Here is a 16,725-nt window from a genome sequence, read left to right on the forward strand (position 1 = left end):
TACTGCCTATAAAAGCCCGATTGGTGAACACTAATAATTTACGTTATCATACAAAAATAGCATGCCAGAAGTTACTTCTAGCATACTATTTTTTATAGGTATTTTATGAACGGGTATACCATTTTCCTCCGGCTGCTTTCTCAAGACGATTCATAATTGCAGCCCCTACCCCTTCAGTCGATGTAGTAGTCGCCAGAATAATTGTAGCTGTTGTTTTATCGCAAGCTCTTAGCGCATGATACAATGTCGCACCCATTTCTTCTTTACTACCGGCCTCTCCTACTGAGAAATAAAAATCAGCCTTACTGTCAGCAAAGCTAGCTGGTGCAAGTAACGCTACTTTATGCCCTTGGTTTTGTAATTGATAGACAGCCTCATGGACTTTCTCTAAATCACAGTCAATTAATAGCACAGGAGCATTAGGTGCATAGTGTGTATATTTCATACCAGGGGCTTTTGGAGTAGCCTCTAATTTTTGCTCTATTTTTGAAGGTTGCAGTACTTGTCCAACTTTAGCCTCTAACATTTCCTTCGTAATTCCGCCTGGACGCAAAATTACTGGAGGTTCGTGTGTCACATCTAACACTGTGGATTCTAGTCCAATCCCAGTAGAGCCTCCATCTAAAATATAAGGTATGTACCCTCCCAAATCATCCTGAACATGTATTGCTTCTGTAGGACTTGGCTTTCCACTACGATTAGCACTCGGCGCAGCAAGTGGCTTTTTTAATTGTTGAAGTAAGGCAAGTGCAACTGGATGATCCGGCATACGAATGCCTACAGTCGATAGACCAGCTGTCACACTGTCCGCCAGCACATTTGGCTTAACGGGCATTACAAGTGTCAGTGGACCTGGCCAAAATAAATCCATACATTTTTTAGCTACTTCAGAAATATGCTCAATATAAAGTCCAACTTCCTCTTGCGTGCCAATGTGGACAATTAGCGGATTGTCAGAAGGACGACCTTTTGCTTCAAATATCTTTTTTACTGCCGTGTCATTTGTTGCAACAGCTCCTAGGCCATAAACCGTTTCTGTTGGAAATGCCACGACCTCACCTGCATTTAAGATATCCACAGCTTGTGTATAATTTGTCTGACTATTCACATTACTGTCCACAATCTTGCAAACGGTTTCCATCATTAAAACCTTCCTTCAATTATTCGTTTTTACTGAATTATCCACATAATGTTTATAACTTATTAAAAATTGTGCATAAGTTATCTGAATTTGTGAACAATTCATTCAAAAAAACCTTTAATCCATTCCCATATAAAAAATGTAACGTGTTCCTTCTCTTCTTCTACCTCTTCTTTTGCTTCTTCTTTCGCAGGCTCACAAATTGATGGGAATACACTACACCACCAGTTATCACCACGTGCATCACCGATTTTCACGACAATCGAATGATACAAATTTTGTGGATAAAGTACAGCGTCCTTTCTCTTTGGTGGAAATAAGTTATCCCCAAGCACAACTTGTGTATCCAGCTGTGGATAATTTTCTTTTATTTGTGCTTCAATTTCTTGTTTTAATAAAAGTATTTGCTCGTTATCCACAGTTTTAGCTTTAGCACTAGCTACTACTTGTGTAAAATAGGGCTTTAAATTTTTGACAAGTTGCTCTTTTTCAAACTGATCCTGATTCGTATTGCTATTGGCAATAACGCGTATACGAAAATCATTTTCTTGCTCATGATTGATAGACGCTTTCGCAAAACCTACTAATGTCGGAATATATAAAACACATAATTGTAAAGCAATCGCAATAAATACTAATCTTGCAAAAGCTAGAATGATATTTCGTTTAGGTAATCTAATAATCTTGTATTCGTTTAACATAAAAATCCCTCCTTGCTCAACATTGTTGGCAAGAAGTAGATACTTTATACATGAATTTCACAAAAAATCATTCGAGGTTTACCATTTATATCTTTTTCTATCGTAATTGTAGCCTGTGGAAAACTATTTTTAAAGAATTGAGCTACCTGTTCCCCTTGTGTATAACCGATTTCAAGACCAATGAGCGCAGGTTTATTCATAAGGGGCGGAAGCTGCTCAGCCAACTTTCTATATAAAATAAGTCCGTCTTCTTCTGCAAAAAGAGCACTATGCGGTTCATGCTCTAGCACGGTACTCGACATCTCTTTCGCCTCATCAAAAGCAATATACGGCGGATTCGATAACACGATATCAAATTTCTCACCTGCCAGAGGTTTCGTTAAATCCCCTAATCGAAAATCAATTTCCGCTGCTAATCTTTGTGCATTTCTTTGTGCTGTTGTTAAAGCCGCTGCGGATAAATCAGTGGCAACGACTGTTAGCTCTGGACATTCTAGCTTCATAGAAATAGCAATTGCACCACTACCAGTTCCGATGTCTGCAAGCTTCACTGCTTGATCATTAAACATTTTGTTCATACGATTAATTGTTCCAAGCACTAATTCCTCGGTTTCTGGTCTAGGAATAAGTACTGACTCATCGACAATAAATGAACGGCCATAAAATTCTTCACTACCGAGGCAATACTGTACAGGTCGTCCACTCGCATGCTCTTTAATGAGTTCTTTAAATTTATCTTTTTGTTCAACTGTTAATTCATCTTGAAGATGTAACATTACCTCTGAATAGCTTGTGCCAAGTATATGCTGCATGACAATACGTGCTGCCGTTTCCTCACGATCATTATCCACTAAAAAAGAAGAAGCCCATTGAAGGGCCTCCATTACACTATTATAGGTCATCATTTAATCGCTCTAACTTTGATGCTTGCTCCTCTAAAATGAGCGCATCAATAATTTCGCCTAGTCTACCTTCGACGATTTGATCTAGTTTTTGAATCGTTAAACCAATACGGTGGTCTGTTACACGGTTTTGTGGATAATTGTATGTGCGAATACGCTCAGAGCGATCGCCTGAACCTACAGCTGATTTACGTGTGGCATCGATTTCCTTTTGTGCTTCTTGCAAATACATATCAGCAACACGAGCACGCAAAATTTTCATTGCCTTTTCACGGTTTTTAATTTGTGATCGTTCATCCTGCATCGAAACAACAACACCTGTCGGTAAGTGAGTCATACGAACAGCTGACATCGTAGTATTTACCGATTGACCACCGGCACCAGAAGATGCAAATGTATCCACTCGGATATCTTTTTCATGGATTTCAACATCCACTTCTTCTACCTCAGGTAAGCAAGCTACTGTCGCTGTCGATGTATGAATACGCCCTTGAGATTCTGTCGCAGGTACACGTTGTACACGGTGCGCACCATTTTCAAATTTAAATTTTGAATATGCACCTTGACCGTTAATCATAAAAATAACTTCTTTATAGCCGCCCATTGCGTTTGGCGTCGCTTCCATTATGTCAATTTTCCAGCCTTGTGTCTCTGCGTAACGAGAGTACATGCGGAACAAATCTCCAGCGAAAATATTCGCCTCGTCTCCACCAGCTGCTCCGCGAATCTCCATAATAACGTTTTTATTATCATTAGGATCTTTTGGAATTAATAAGATGCGTAAACGTTCTTCTAACTCTTCTTGCTGTTCTTTTAGTAGGTTGAATTCTTCTTTCACCATCTCGTGCATATCAGGATCTTTTTCATTATCTAGCATTTCACGTGTTTCAACTAATTGCTCTTTTACACTTTTATATTCACGATAAGCATCAACAGTTTCCTGGATATCTGATTGTTCTTTAGAATATTCACGTAATTTTTTACTATCATTCACAATATCGGGATCACTTAAAAGTTCCGTTAGCCTTTCATAACGATCCTCCACTGCTTGTAATCGATCGAACATGGATTTCACCTCTATTAAGTTTTTATGAAGTTTACTCTTTTATATTTGCAGAGAAACTTTAAATTTGAATTACGCTAAGCGCGTAAGAATATTTTTGAACATTTTTCATTTCCACTACTTAGTATAAGGAAATTTCCGCATGTATGCTACTTTTAATTAGTTCTATCAACTGAATCAGTTAGCATTATAGCGGCGGATGCACGTGACATTTTCGACAAACCGGATAGTAGGAATCATTTCCTCCAATTTGAATTTGATCACCTGTATAAACAGGCTTTCCACGTTCATCAACACGCAAATTCATTGTCGCCTTTTTATGACAGAACCAGCAAATCGTTTTCATTTCCTCAATTTTATCTGCATATGTAAGCATGTACTGACTGCCTTCAAATAGCTCATTTTGGAAATCATTTTTTAGACCGAAGCCCATGACTGGAATATCTAGCTCATCCACGATATTTGCCAACTGTAAAACATGCTCTTTTTTTAGAAATTGTACTTCATCAACAAGTACACAATATGGTTTTACAGTATTATTTTTTACTAGTTCAAAAATATTTGTATCATCATTAACAGGAATGGCTTGTTGACGTAAGCCTACTCGACTTGAGATAAAACCTACTTCATCTCGCGTATCAAGGCCTGATGTAAACATCATTACAGGTTTTTGTTGTTCTTCATAGTTATGCGCAACTTTTAAAATTTCTATAGATTTACCACTATTCATTGCACCATGTTTAAAATATAGCTGTGCCATTTTGTCTTCTCCCTTTCTTCATGTCGATCTAGATACTGAAAAGACTCGCATTAGGCTTTTAACTTCTTAACAGTCTCCCACCTCTATAGCTAGGGAGATGAATGCGGATTAGCTATTTTCAGCTGGTATCCACACACCTACTGAAAGAAGTTAAGCCTCCGGCGGATGTCACGGAATCGGAAAGTAGTTCTTAATAGGATGTTCTCCTAAAATCATCGGATAACGACTAACTGACCTGCATCGTGCCGCAGACGCTACGCTTTTGCATAAACATTTGCAGTCCTAAGCACAAAGCCGATTCCGGACGCAATTATACCGAGGCATAATTGTATTATACTGAAAAAAATACCTGCCAAGCACATGCTTGGCAGGTATTAAACTAACATTAGTTTTTAAGACCGTATTTTTTGTTGAAACGATCTACGCGACCATCAGTAGACGCGAATTTTTGACGGCCAGTATAGAATGGGTGACATTCGTTGCAGAACTCGACAACGATGTTTTCTTTTACTGAACCAGTTTTGAAAGAGTTACCGCAAGAGCAAGTTACTGTTGCTTCTTTGTAATCTGGATGAATTCCTTGTTTCATATTCGTTTTCTCCTCTCGCCCTGAACCATCTGGAACAGAGTATTATCGAACTGTACCTTACATAGCCCGAATATGTGTCAGCTACATATGTACACGTTGCATACTTAGCAATAGTACCATATAAAATATATATTTGACAATAGTTTTGAATGTATTAACGATTAGCTATTTAAAAAATTTAAACACTTCTCCGATTGCAGAGTCTATCATAAATGAGAAAACAATCGAAGATAAAATAACTGTTACTACTAAATAGAAAACAAAACCATAAAAACTATCAATGTTTTTAGATTTATTACTTAGCAATTTCATCATGACAAACATAGGGATAATACCAATAGCTAACGCAAATCCAATGTATATCATCGTTGTTGAATACGAGAATGATTTCAACAATCCTAATAAAATACTTAAAACCATAATAGCTATAGGTAGTGTATAATAGTTTCCTATTTTACTAATAACATTTGTAACACTTAGACTTTCCGAAAATAGTTTTGCCGTTAAAAATATAGCAAAGATACTTATTGCTATTAGTAAAGAAATAAATAACGATATGTAAAAAAATACTTGAATGAAGGATGGACCAATACTTTCAAAGAAACCAAATCCTCCGGAAAAGATTTGGTTTATTAATGTGAATACTGATAATGCTGTTAATACAACATAGATAATCATACTAATAATGCTATTTTTCCAAGTAGCTTCTACATTAAAATTCGCGGATGGCATTTTTAATTGTTCTACAAAATAATTAACGTATAATTTAGATTGCTTTTTAATTAATTCAAATTGCTCATTACTTTGCGTTGTTCTCTGAGCAGTCTGCGTATATTGTGAGTTTGGTTGTTCATCACACATGCTATGCGTTGTTGCTGCTCGTTCTTGTGCAGCATCTTCCATCGGAGCTCCACATTTCCCACAAAATCTTCCGTCATCCTGTGCATGACCACATGCTAAACAGTTTTTCATATGTACACCTCATTAACTTTCTGTCTTTTCGTTTGTAAGACGCAAAGACATCTTTCTTTTTTATGTTCATAACTAGTGTACTTCCTCACTATTTTGCTTCCCGCTATTTGTGAAAAATTCCACTAATAATACCCATTAACTATATATTATAACAAAATTATACAACCCTTAGAATGAATACTTGCAGATTTATCGGAATAAAATCTCATTTTATCGGAACAATCTTAACTTTTATCGGAATATTTTCTCGTATTATCGGAACAATCTTAGCGTTTATCGGAATAACTTCAGTTTTTAGACTAGAAAAGCGAATCCTATTTTTTTATTTTGTTCTTTGAATCGAATATTGTAGGAAGACACGTACGCCACTTTTGGTGCATCCGGCTCTAAATAAAGCTTTGCACTATTCAATGCTAGAATACCATCCGTAAAGGTACCTGCTATTGGGCATCGCCATGACCAAAAAGTGTTCGAACAACCTCCATTGGTGTTAGCTTTATAACCCCTGTATTCATACTAATGACAAATGTGATGACTATTAGTAATGCTAGCGTACCTAGAATTTTTCTACACTTAAACCTTGTACAATGAGCGGTATTTTAAGAACTGACATCTAATCCTTCCTTCCCTTTATTAATTTCGCCTTGGTGTCACTGCGCTGAGTGATAATAAAATGACAGATTACAACTTAGATTTGCAAGCCAAATTGCGCTGTATACAAACCATAATAAGCATTTTTTCTATCCATTAATTGCTCATGAGTACCTTCTTCTATAATTCCTTTTTTCGATACAACGACAATTCGATCAGCATCCTTTATCGTTGCTAAACGGTGTGCAATCACTAATGTTGTACGGCCAATTGCAAGCTCGTTTAAGGCTTGTTGAATGGCCTGCTCGGTTTCTGTATCCAAAGCAGATGTTGCTTCATCCAAAATCAACACTTTAGGATTTTTCAAGAATATACGTGCAATCGATAGCCTTTGCTTCTGTCCGCCTGATAATTTCACGCCACGTTCACCAATTAATGTATCCATACCATCTGGTAGAGCTTTAATGACATCTGTAAGCTGCGCTCGCTGTGCAGCAAACCAAATATCTTCCTCACTCGCATTTAAATCACCATAAGCAATGTTTTCTCGAATTGTGCCATCAAACAAAAAGACATCCTGTTGAACAATTCCTATATGTGAACGTAAAGATTGCAGCTTAAAATCTCGTATATCAATGCCATCAATTTTTATTGAACCTTCATTTACTTCATAAAAACGTGGTAATAAACTGCAGATGGTAGATTTCCCTGCACCAGATGGACCTACTAGCGCAACCGTTTCACCAGGATGTACCTGTAAATTAATATGACGTAAGGCATGATTATTTTCAGAGTAACCAAACGATACATTAGTAAATGTAATTTCTCCTCCAATTTCATCGATAGCTTTTGCCTCTGGACGATCTGCAATTTCAGGTGCTGTTTCTAGAAATTCAATGTATCTTCTAAACCCTGCCATTCCTTTCGGATAACTTTCAATAAACATATTTATTTTATTGATTGGGTTTAAAAGAATACCTGATAATAAAATAAATGCAATGAATTCACCATTTGTTAAATGGCCTTTTAAAACGAAATATGCACCTACAAATAGCGTGAATAAGGACAAAATTTTTGTGAGAATGCCTGAAATCGTTTCATTCCAAGCCATTACTTTATAGGAAAAAAGTTTTGTCATTCGAAATCTTTCATTGTTTACTTTAAAGCGTTTAATCTCATGCTCTTCATTCGTAAAGGCTTGTACAACACGAATACCACTTACATTGTTTTCAACACGTGCATTAAAATCTGCAATATCCCCAAACATTTGACGGAATGCTTTGGACATTAACTTCCCAAAAATAATCGTTAAAATTAAAATGATTGGAACAAGTAGGAAAATTAGTATTGTAAAAGTCGGATCAATGTAAAACATAACTCCGAATGTACCTACAATTGTCATTGCAGCAATAAACATATCCTCTGGTCCATGATGTGCAAGTTCACCAATGTCCATTAAATCATTCGTTAATCTTGAAACTAGGTGCCCGGTTTTATTGTTATCGAAATAACGAAAAGAAAGCTTTTGAACATGACTAAACGCTTCCCTTCTCATATTCGTCTCAATATTGATTCCTAACATATGTCCCCAATACGAAACGATAAAATGGAAAATAGAATTAAAAATATATAAAACGAATAATAATAAACTAGCCATAATAATCCACTTCAGTTCACCGTCTGGTAGAATATCATCAATCACTTTATTTAAAACGATCGGAAATGCTAATTCGATAAGGGCTACTAGTATGGCACAGGAAAAATCCAAAATAAATAATCCTTTATAGGGCTTGTAATACGAAAAAAAACGCTGTAATAACATTGAGGAAGCCTCCTATTATCAATTTCAATCATAGTGTTCTAGTAATAAGCTACCTAATCATACACAGGTAGCTCACATTTCTTTTCTACTATTTATTGCTTTTGTTGAGCCTTTGTAAACTCTACTATTTTGTCAGCCATATCTTCGGCTTGATGTAATCCAGAGAGTGGATCAGAAGCAAAATAATATTCTGGTGCTAATTCTATTGTTTTATTATTTTTGACAACATCGAGATTGTTCCAAGCGGAAGGGAATTTCTCTTCTTTATTAAAGAAATTAATAACAAAAACATAATCCCCAACATAGTCTCCTACCACTTCATAGGAAATTTCATAACGCCCACCTGTAGATTCTTTTGTATCGAAAAGCTCTTGTACCTTTTTCTGAGGCTTCATATTAAGTATTTGATAAAGTGCTCTACCACCTGACACACTTGAATTCCCTACAACCGTTGCATTTTTTTCGAATACGTCATAAATAGTAAAAGTAACTCCTTCTGGGATAACATTATTTATTTTTTCCTGTGCTCGCGCTATACGTTTCTCAAAATCTTGAACAAATGCGTTAGCTTCGTCCTGACGACCTAAATATTCTCCCATCGCTTTAATTTCATCGGTAACCGATTTATGCGCTGTTTCCGAAAATACAATAGTTGGTGCAATCTTTTCATATTTTTCTACATCTTCATTATTCCATGTAATAATTAAATCTGGCTTTAATTCTAAGATCTTTTCTAATGATGCACTCCCATCTGTACCAATATTGGAAATATCACCCTCCTTGTAATACGATTTTAAAATGCTGCAAAGTCTAAATTTGCTGTCTTTGCTCCTACTGGAATAACATCCAACGCTAAAATTTGTCCAAGATACCAGTCTGTCACTACCCGTTCTGCTTTTACGGGAATCTCTACTTGTCGTCCACTATCATCTGTCACTGTTCTAGTCTTTACTTCTTCTGACTTAGGCTCATTCTCTTTATGTTCAACAGATTGTTTTGTATCTTCTCCACATGCTGCAAGTAAAACGAACAAACTTAGCAAAAATGGTATCTTTACATGCCTACTTATTTTTTTCATCATTATGTTATTTTCCTCATTTTCAAATTGTTTTGCTTGCGCGAGCTGATTCTTATTGTATTGAAAATGATTCTCATTTGTAATGGTGATTTCAAACAAGTTTGATGTATATTTCAGCCTAAAATTACTTGGTGCCATATTTGTTGCCTTTTTAAAAACCCGACTAAAATAATATTCATCTTCAAATCCAAGCGATATAGCTATTTCTTTTATGCCATATTGATTATCTACCAAGTAATGCTTTGCCTTTTCTATTCTCAGCTGTTGTAAATAAATTTGTGGGCCTACTTCATAACGAGCTTTAAAAATACGTAATAAATGACGTGCACTAATGTTAAGCAAATCAGCAAGTGCCTGTATGGATAAAGATTCATGTATGTTTTGCTCTATATACAGACGTGCTGCTTCTGCCCTATCAATGTCGTGCGGTTCCCCCTGCCCCTCAGCCAGTTCTCGAAAAACACGATAGACGAACTCATAAAAAGAGGCTTTCACTGATAAATGCTCTTGAATAGAGCCTGACTGCCATTTGCTGTATATATCTTGCAAAATTGTATGTAAGGCTACTGGATTTGCAGGTATACAAGAGAAAGTCGTTTGGAATGGCTGATATTGTATCTGTAAATGTTGCATAAAAGCATCCTTGTAAATGACATCCCCTTTATAGGAAATAAGGAAGTAGCTAATGCTAGTTGGTGCCGTAATATGAAGGAATTTGGACTTTCCAATATGGAAAATACTAAAGCGCTGTACATGATAAGGTTGCTCATCAATGATAATTTCTGCATCTCCTGCTGTCATGATAAGGAATGCGCTATTTTTTAAAACCTTTGTCATTCGAACATCGGTATTACTAATATAGTCAATTTGCTTTAACTGGATATTTGCATTTTGCCATAGAAGCATATAAGCATCATAGTTCATTTCCGTCTCCTTTTAAAAATAGAATTATATGGAACTATTATATTGATAATGATTCTCAATTTCAATTAATTTTAACTAAATAAAAAACCACCATCGACTATTGCTAGTCAACGGTGATTCATGTTTTATAGTAAGCCCTTACCTTTAGTAGCTTTTTTCATATCTTCATTTAATTTTTCAAAGAATTCTTCATTTGATTTTGTTGTACGTAATTTTTTCATGAAGCGCTCCGCAAAATCAGGTGCGTCCGAGAATGTTTTACGAATTGCCCATAATTTTTCAAGTTGCTCAGGCTCAAGCAGAAGCTCTTCCTTACGTGTACCTGAACGGCGGATATCAAGCGCTGGGAAAATACGACGCTCTGCTAATTGGCGATCAAGGTGAAGCTCTAAATTACCTGTTCCTTTAAATTCTTCATAAATGACCTCATCCATACGAGATCCTGTATCCACTAAAGCTGTCGCTAAAATTGTTAAGCTACCGCCTTCTTCAATATTACGTGCAGAACCAAAGAATCGTTTTGGTCTATGGAATGCAGCAGGATCAATACCGCCTGAAAGCGTACGACCGCTCGGAGGAATAACTAAGTTATACGCTCGTGCTAAACGTGTAATAGAGTCCATTAAAATAATAACATCACGCTTATGCTCAACTAAGCGGCGTGCACGTTCTAATACAATTTCTGCAACTTTCACATGATTTTCTGGAACCTCATCGAAAGTCGAGCTCACTACATCTGCATTCACAGAACGTTCGATATCAGTTACTTCCTCAGGGCGTTCGTCAATAAGTAAGACAATTAACTCTGCATCCGGATAATTTGTTGTAATAGCATTCGCGATTTCTTTTAATAATGAAGTTTTCCCTGCCTTTGGTGGTGCAACGATCAATCCACGTTGCCCAAAGCCTACAGGTGCCACTAAATCCATAATACGCGTCGATAAATTACGTTGTGTTGTTTCAAGCTTAATTTGACGATCAGGATATAAAGGCGTTAATGCTGGAAAATGCACACGTTCCTTTGCTACTTCTGGGTCTTCGCCGTTAACAGCATCCACCTGTAGTAGTCCATAATAGCGTTCGTTTTCTTTAGGTGGACGTACTTTACCAGATACCTTGTCCCCATTTCGTAAGTCAAAGCGACGAATTTGAGACGCAGAAATATAAATATCCTCTTTACTTGGTGAATAGTTAATTGGTCGAAGGAAGCCAAAGCCCTCTTGCGAAACAATTTCTAGTACACCTTCCATAAAGAAATAACCCTCTTGCTCTGAACGTGTTTTCAAAATAGCAAATATTAATTCTTTTTTCGTTAGCTTGCTATAATATGAAATTTTGTATTGGCGTGCAAGGGCGTAAAGCTCTTTTAACGTCATGTTTTCTAATTGAGCGATTGTCAATGCAGACATATGCACAACTCCAGTCTTTTTCAAAATATAATTGCTGTTTTTGGGGTTAACAAAGAAGTTTTTTTACGATAGGCTCTGTAGTCTATTCGTACCTGTCAGCTTGAAGCAGAGCGATAGGTATTTGAATTAACTATGCAAAACAATGAAGCATAATATAGCCTTATAAAACTATGGGATGGTTGAAAATTTAGAAGAAGGTACCTAGCGCAAAAAGATGCACTAGGTATATTTTAGAAGAAATTTTTATTAATAGCTAGGTTTTTTATCAAGAGCGTGTCGACCTTCTACAAAACGCACAGTTCCAGATTTAGCTCGCATAACAACTGAATGTGTTAATGCATAAGCTCCTTTATACTGCACACCTTTTAAAAGCTCACAATCTGTTACAGCAGTCGCTGCAAAAATAGCGTCGTCACCTTTAACTAGATCATCTAAATAAAGAACTTTATCTACATCTACACCCATTTTTTTACAACGTTCTAATTGTTCTTCATCTTCTGGAACTAGCTTCGCTTGGAAGTCTCCACCTAGACATTTTAATGCAACAGCTGAAATTACACCCTCCGGTGCACCACCTGTACCAAACATAATATCAATGCCAGTTTCATCAAAAGCAGTATTGATAGCTGCTCCAACGTCGCCGTCTTGAATAAATTTAATACGTGCCCCAGCTTCTCGGATTTCATCAACAATTGCTTGGTGACGTGGTCGATCTAAAAGTGTAGCTACTACATCTGAAATATCTTTATTTTTAGCTTTTGCTACCTGTAATAAATTATACGTAACAGAAGCGTTAATATCTACCTTACCTGCTGCTTCCGGTCCTACTGCAATTTTCTCCATGTACATATCAGGTGCGTTTAACAGATTACCTTTATCTGCAATAGCAAGAACTGTCATTGCACCATTTGTACCCTTCGCTACAATATTTGTACCTTCTAATGGGTCAACTGCGATATCTACTTGAGGACCTCCATTACGTAGGCCAAGCTCTTCACCAATATAAAGCATTGGTGCTTCATCCATTTCGCCTTCACCAATCACTACTGTAGCATGCATTGGAATTGTATCGAACATTACGCGCATCGCTGTCGTTGCTGCATCATCTGCCTCAATTTTTAAACCGCGACCCATCCATTTCCCGGATGCGATTGCTGCTGCCTCTGTTACTCGTACTACTTCCATCGATAAACTACGTTCCATTGTCTTATTTGCCTCCCGTTATCGGCATGTTTCTTCGCCGAAACATTCAAATTACCTCTATTGTAACATAGTTAGTTCAAAACTTTTAGCTCTCATTATTCCTTTGTCTCTGCTACACGGGCCATTATTGTTTCACGTCGAATATCGGCGCCTAAATCACGTAATTTCTCAATAAGTGAGCTATAACCACGCTCAATATGATAGATATCATGAATTTCCGTTTCGCCTTCAGCTAATAGGCCTGCTAATACTAATGCGGCACCAGCACGTAGGTCTGTAGCTGTTACAGTTGAACCATGTAATTTACTAGGACCTGTAATAATAGCTGTATTTCCTTCAACGCGTGCATTGGAATTCATACGACGAAGTTCATCAATATGCTTAAATCGAGCTGTATAGATTGTATCTGTTATCTTTGAGGAACCAAATGCTTGAGACATTAAAACAGAAAGTGGTTGCTGAATATCAGTTGGGAATCCAGGATACACTAATGTTTTCACATCAACGGCTTGCAATGTGGAGAGATCCGTTTTTGGCACAAAAATACTTTCTTCACCGATTTCAATTTTCACACCCATTTCACGAAGCTTTGCAATAATAGCCTCTAAATGCAATGGGATAACATTATCAATTGTAATGCCCTCACCTAAAGCGGCAGCCATAATCATAAATGTAGCAGCTTCAATACGATCCGGAATAATCGTATGCTCCGTACCATGAAGTTCCTCTACGCCTTCAATACGGATAACACTTGTACCTGCACCTTTAATATTAGCTCCCATGTTAGTGAGAAGAGTAGCTACATCAATAATTTCCGGTTCTTTTGCTGCATTTTCAATAACCGTACGCCCTTTCGCAAGGACTGCCGCTAACATAATATTAATTGTTGCGCCAACACTGGCAACGTCTAAATATATTTTTGCGCCAATTAATTCATCAGCACGTAAATAAATTGCTCCATGCTCATTCGTGATTTTCGCACCTAATGCCTCAAAGCCTTTTATATGTTGGTCAATAGGACGTGGCCCTAAGAAACAGCCTCCTGGTAAACCAATTACAGCTTTTTTAAAGCGGCCAAGCATTGCTCCCATTAAGTAATACGAGGCACGAAGCTTTTTCACGTTGCCGTTTGGTAAAGGTAACGCAATCATTTCTGTCGGATCAATGGTCATTATGCCATCCTCAAATGAAACTTCTCCACCGATTTCCTCTAATAATGCCTTTAACGTCCATGCATCAGAAATTTCTGGTATCCCTCCAATTGTCACTGGAGAGTTCGCCAAAATTGATGCTGGAATTAAGGCGACTGCACTATTTTTTGCACCACTAACTTTTATTGTACCTTTTAGACGATTTTCGCCTGTAATTTTATAAACATCCATTTCGCGTTCTCCCTCATGATTGGAAAGTAATTTTTTCTGCAATTGGCTCACTATATAATCTTATTATTTGCCTTTTCTCTTATTCCAATCCGTTAAAAATCCTTCAATTCCTTTTTCCGTTAATGGATGATGGAAAAGTTGCTTTAACACTTTAAAAGGAGTAGTTGCAATATGTGCACCAGCAAGTGCTGCCGCTGTTACATGCTGCGGATGACGAATAGATGCAGCGATAATTTGCGTATCGATATTATGAATTGTGAAAATATCTGCAATCGTTTCAATTAGTTCTACACCGTTTTGACCTATATCATCTAGACGACCGATAAATGGTGATACATATGTAGCACCCGCACGAGCAGCCATTAATGCTTGGTTGGCACTGAAGATTAATGTTACGTTCGTTTTAATACCTTTGTCTGCAAAGAAGCGACATGCTTCTAATCCAGCTGGCGTCATTGGCAATTTAACTGTAATATTCGGAGCAATTTCAGCCAATTCTAAGCCTTCTTTAATCATACCTTCCGCATCTAGAGCAATTACTTCCCCACTCACTGAGCCATCTACAAGCTCTGTGATTTCACGCAGTCGATCATGGAAAGAAACGTTCTCTTCTTTAGCAACTAACGATGGGTTTGTCGTAACACCTGATAAAATACCCCATGCGTGTGCTTCTTTAATCTCTTCAAAGTTTGCTGTATCAATGAAAAATTTCATTATATTCCCTCCTGATCATTGTTTGGCTTATTACCATAACGTAGGGTTGATTTCGTTCCATCTGATCACTTACCTATGGCCGTTCAGTTGAATTGAAAATCAACTACTATACATTACATTCGTTTTCACCTAAATGCCATCCCCAACTTTTGGTGATGGACTTTATATTTACTTTTTCAACGAGTAAAGACCCACTGAAATAAAGGAACTCACCACGTCCTGTGGCAATTTATATGCGTGAAAGCGTAGCGTCAGCACTACACTTTTGCGCGCAATAAATATTTGTTAGCCTAAAGCCTCCGGCAAAATTCATTGGAATTTATACGAGGCATTATTGATATTATTTTCGCCAAAAATTTATCATTTCAAAAACAAGAGAAGGTCGATAACAGCATCAACACTTCTCTTATTTGTGTATTCATCTGTGCTTTTGTAGTATTTTAGATACAAAAATTATGCTTTTTGCGCACTACCAAATTCACGAATTTTCCCGATAACTGTTGATTTAATCGCTTCACGTGCTGGAGCAAGGAATTTACGAGGGTCATAAACAACTTTATCATTATCAAGAACTTCACGGATTACTTTCGTAGCAGCAATTTGATTTTCAGTATTGACGTTAATTTTTGCTGTACCTAATGAAATCGAGCGTTGGATATCTTTTGTTGGGATTCCTGTACCACCATGTAATACTAATGGTAAATCTGCTAATTTGGAGATTTCTTCCATTTCTTTAAAACCTAAATTTGGTTCTCCTTTATATGGACCATGTACAGAGCCAAGTGCTGGTGCTAGGCAATCGATATCTGTTAGCTCAACCATTTTACGGCATTCCTCTGGATCAGCGTACATAATACCACCGATAACGCCATCCTCGTCGCCACCTACCGTGCCAAGCTCTGCTTCAACAGAAACACCTTTCGCATGAGCGTACTCAACTACTTTTGAAGTAGTCGCAACATTTTCCTCAAATGGATGATGAGAAGCATCAATCATAACCGATGTAAATCCTGCATCAATTGCTTCTTTACATTTTTCAAAGCTTGAACCATGGTCAAGATGAATAGCTACAGGTACTGTAGTGCCATAAGATTCCATCAAACCTTTTACCATGTGTACAACGGAGATGAATCCGCCCATATATTTACCTGCGCCTTCAGAAACGCCTAGAATTACTGGAGATTTTTCTTCTTCTGCTGCTTGTAAAATTGCTTGAGTCCACTCAAGGTTGTTGATGTTGAACTGACCAACCGCATAACCTTCTGCTTTTGCTTTAATTAACATCTCTTTCATAGATACTAATGCCATACTAAAAATCCTCCTCTTAGGACTATTCTTTTACATAGATATGCTATTTAATCATAGCAAAAATAAAAGCCCCTGAAAAGCAGGGGCTTTTATTTTCTACGCGAAAGCGGAGTGCAACGTAGCGACAGCGTCTTGTTTTCTGCACGTAAGCGGAGTGGAACGCAGC

At 37.2% G+C, this 16,725-nt stretch carries 15 protein-coding genes and 1 pseudogene; all 16 read right to left on the reverse strand.

The window, feature by feature from the left end; genetic code table 11:
- Window positions 1-103 precede the first annotated feature (103 nt).
- The 16 genes and pseudogenes from PVA17_RS10995 to PVA17_RS11065 all read right to left on the reverse strand — a co-directional run bounded on the left by PVA17_RS10995 (window position 104) and on the right by PVA17_RS11065 (window position 16,559).
- The gene (locus PVA17_RS10995) at window positions 104-1,141 is read right to left on the reverse strand and encodes an L-threonylcarbamoyladenylate synthase (RefSeq protein WP_274067704.1); all 1,038 of its coding nucleotides are present in this window, start codon (window positions 1,139-1,141) and stop codon (window positions 104-106) included.
- A 101-nt stretch (window positions 1,142-1,242) separates the two neighbouring features.
- Entirely contained in the window at window positions 1,243-1,842 is a 600-nt protein-coding gene (locus PVA17_RS11000; RefSeq protein WP_274067699.1) for a stage II sporulation protein R, read from the reverse strand.
- A 44-nt stretch (window positions 1,843-1,886) separates the two neighbouring features.
- Complete coding sequence (gene prmC / locus PVA17_RS11005) at window positions 1,887-2,747, reverse strand: peptide chain release factor N(5)-glutamine methyltransferase (RefSeq protein WP_132360336.1); 861 nt, start codon at window positions 2,745-2,747, stop codon at window positions 1,887-1,889.
- The gene (gene prfA, locus PVA17_RS11010) at window positions 2,734-3,810 is read right to left on the reverse strand and encodes a peptide chain release factor 1 (RefSeq protein WP_132360334.1); all 1,077 of its coding nucleotides are present in this window, start codon (window positions 3,808-3,810) and stop codon (window positions 2,734-2,736) included. The genes prmC and prfA overlap by 14 nt, the downstream gene beginning before the upstream one ends.
- Window positions 3,811-3,994: 184 nt before the next feature.
- Window positions 3,995-4,567 (reverse strand): thymidine kinase, encoded by a 573-nt coding sequence (locus PVA17_RS11015; RefSeq protein WP_132360332.1) that lies wholly within the window; start codon window positions 4,565-4,567, stop codon window positions 3,995-3,997.
- Between the two features lie 385 nt (window positions 4,568-4,952).
- Window positions 4,953-5,156, reverse strand: a complete 204-nt coding sequence (gene rpmE, locus PVA17_RS11020; RefSeq protein ID WP_053484459.1) for a 50S ribosomal protein L31 — start codon at window positions 5,154-5,156, stop codon at window positions 4,953-4,955.
- Window positions 5,157-5,321: 165 nt separating this feature from the next.
- Window positions 5,322-6,128: a DUF6574 domain-containing protein gene (locus PVA17_RS11025; RefSeq protein WP_274067700.1), complete on the reverse strand. Its 807-nt coding sequence runs from the start codon at window positions 6,126-6,128 to the stop codon at window positions 5,322-5,324.
- A 443-nt stretch (window positions 6,129-6,571) separates the two neighbouring features.
- Window positions 6,572-6,691: pseudogene (locus tag PVA17_RS25550) on the reverse strand (iron ABC transporter permease); the annotation flags it as partial.
- Window positions 6,692-6,816: 125 nt separating this feature from the next.
- A complete protein-coding gene (locus PVA17_RS11030; RefSeq protein ID WP_274067701.1) occupies window positions 6,817-8,541 on the reverse strand; it encodes an ABC transporter ATP-binding protein in 1,725 nt (574 codons plus the stop codon).
- A gap of 92 nt (window positions 8,542-8,633) precedes the next feature.
- Complete coding sequence (locus PVA17_RS11035) at window positions 8,634-9,416, reverse strand: ABC transporter substrate-binding protein (RefSeq protein WP_337993610.1); 783 nt, start codon at window positions 9,414-9,416, stop codon at window positions 8,634-8,636.
- A complete protein-coding gene (locus PVA17_RS11040; RefSeq protein WP_274067702.1) occupies window positions 9,335-10,543 on the reverse strand; it encodes a helix-turn-helix domain-containing protein in 1,209 nt (402 codons plus the stop codon). The genes PVA17_RS11035 and PVA17_RS11040 overlap by 82 nt, the downstream gene beginning before the upstream one ends.
- Window positions 10,544-10,668: 125 nt before the next feature.
- The gene (gene rho, locus PVA17_RS11045) at window positions 10,669-11,952 is read right to left on the reverse strand and encodes a transcription termination factor Rho (protein WP_053484460.1); all 1,284 of its coding nucleotides are present in this window, start codon (window positions 11,950-11,952) and stop codon (window positions 10,669-10,671) included.
- Window positions 11,953-12,198: 246 nt separating this feature from the next.
- Window positions 12,199-13,155, reverse strand: coding sequence for a class II fructose-bisphosphatase (gene glpX, locus PVA17_RS11050; protein WP_100546229.1), 957 nt, complete (start codon window positions 13,153-13,155; stop codon window positions 12,199-12,201).
- A 95-nt stretch (window positions 13,156-13,250) separates the two neighbouring features.
- Window positions 13,251-14,537 carry a UDP-N-acetylglucosamine 1-carboxyvinyltransferase gene (locus PVA17_RS11055; RefSeq protein ID WP_274067703.1) on the reverse strand — a complete coding sequence of 429 codons (1,287 nt, stop codon included), beginning with the start codon at window positions 14,535-14,537 and terminating at the stop codon, window positions 13,251-13,253.
- A gap of 63 nt (window positions 14,538-14,600) precedes the next feature.
- Window positions 14,601-15,251 carry a fructose-6-phosphate aldolase gene (gene fsa / locus PVA17_RS11060; protein WP_132360324.1) on the reverse strand — a complete coding sequence of 217 codons (651 nt, stop codon included), beginning with the start codon at window positions 15,249-15,251 and terminating at the stop codon, window positions 14,601-14,603.
- 453 nt (window positions 15,252-15,704) lie between these two features.
- Window positions 15,705-16,559, reverse strand: a complete 855-nt coding sequence (locus PVA17_RS11065) for a class II fructose-bisphosphate aldolase (protein ID WP_132360322.1) — start codon at window positions 16,557-16,559, stop codon at window positions 15,705-15,707.
- Between the last annotated feature and the right edge of the window lie 166 nt (window positions 16,560-16,725).

This window comes from Lysinibacillus sp. CNPSo 3705 (assembly GCF_028674935.1).
GTDB lineage: Bacteria > Bacillota > Bacilli > Bacillales_A > Planococcaceae > Lysinibacillus.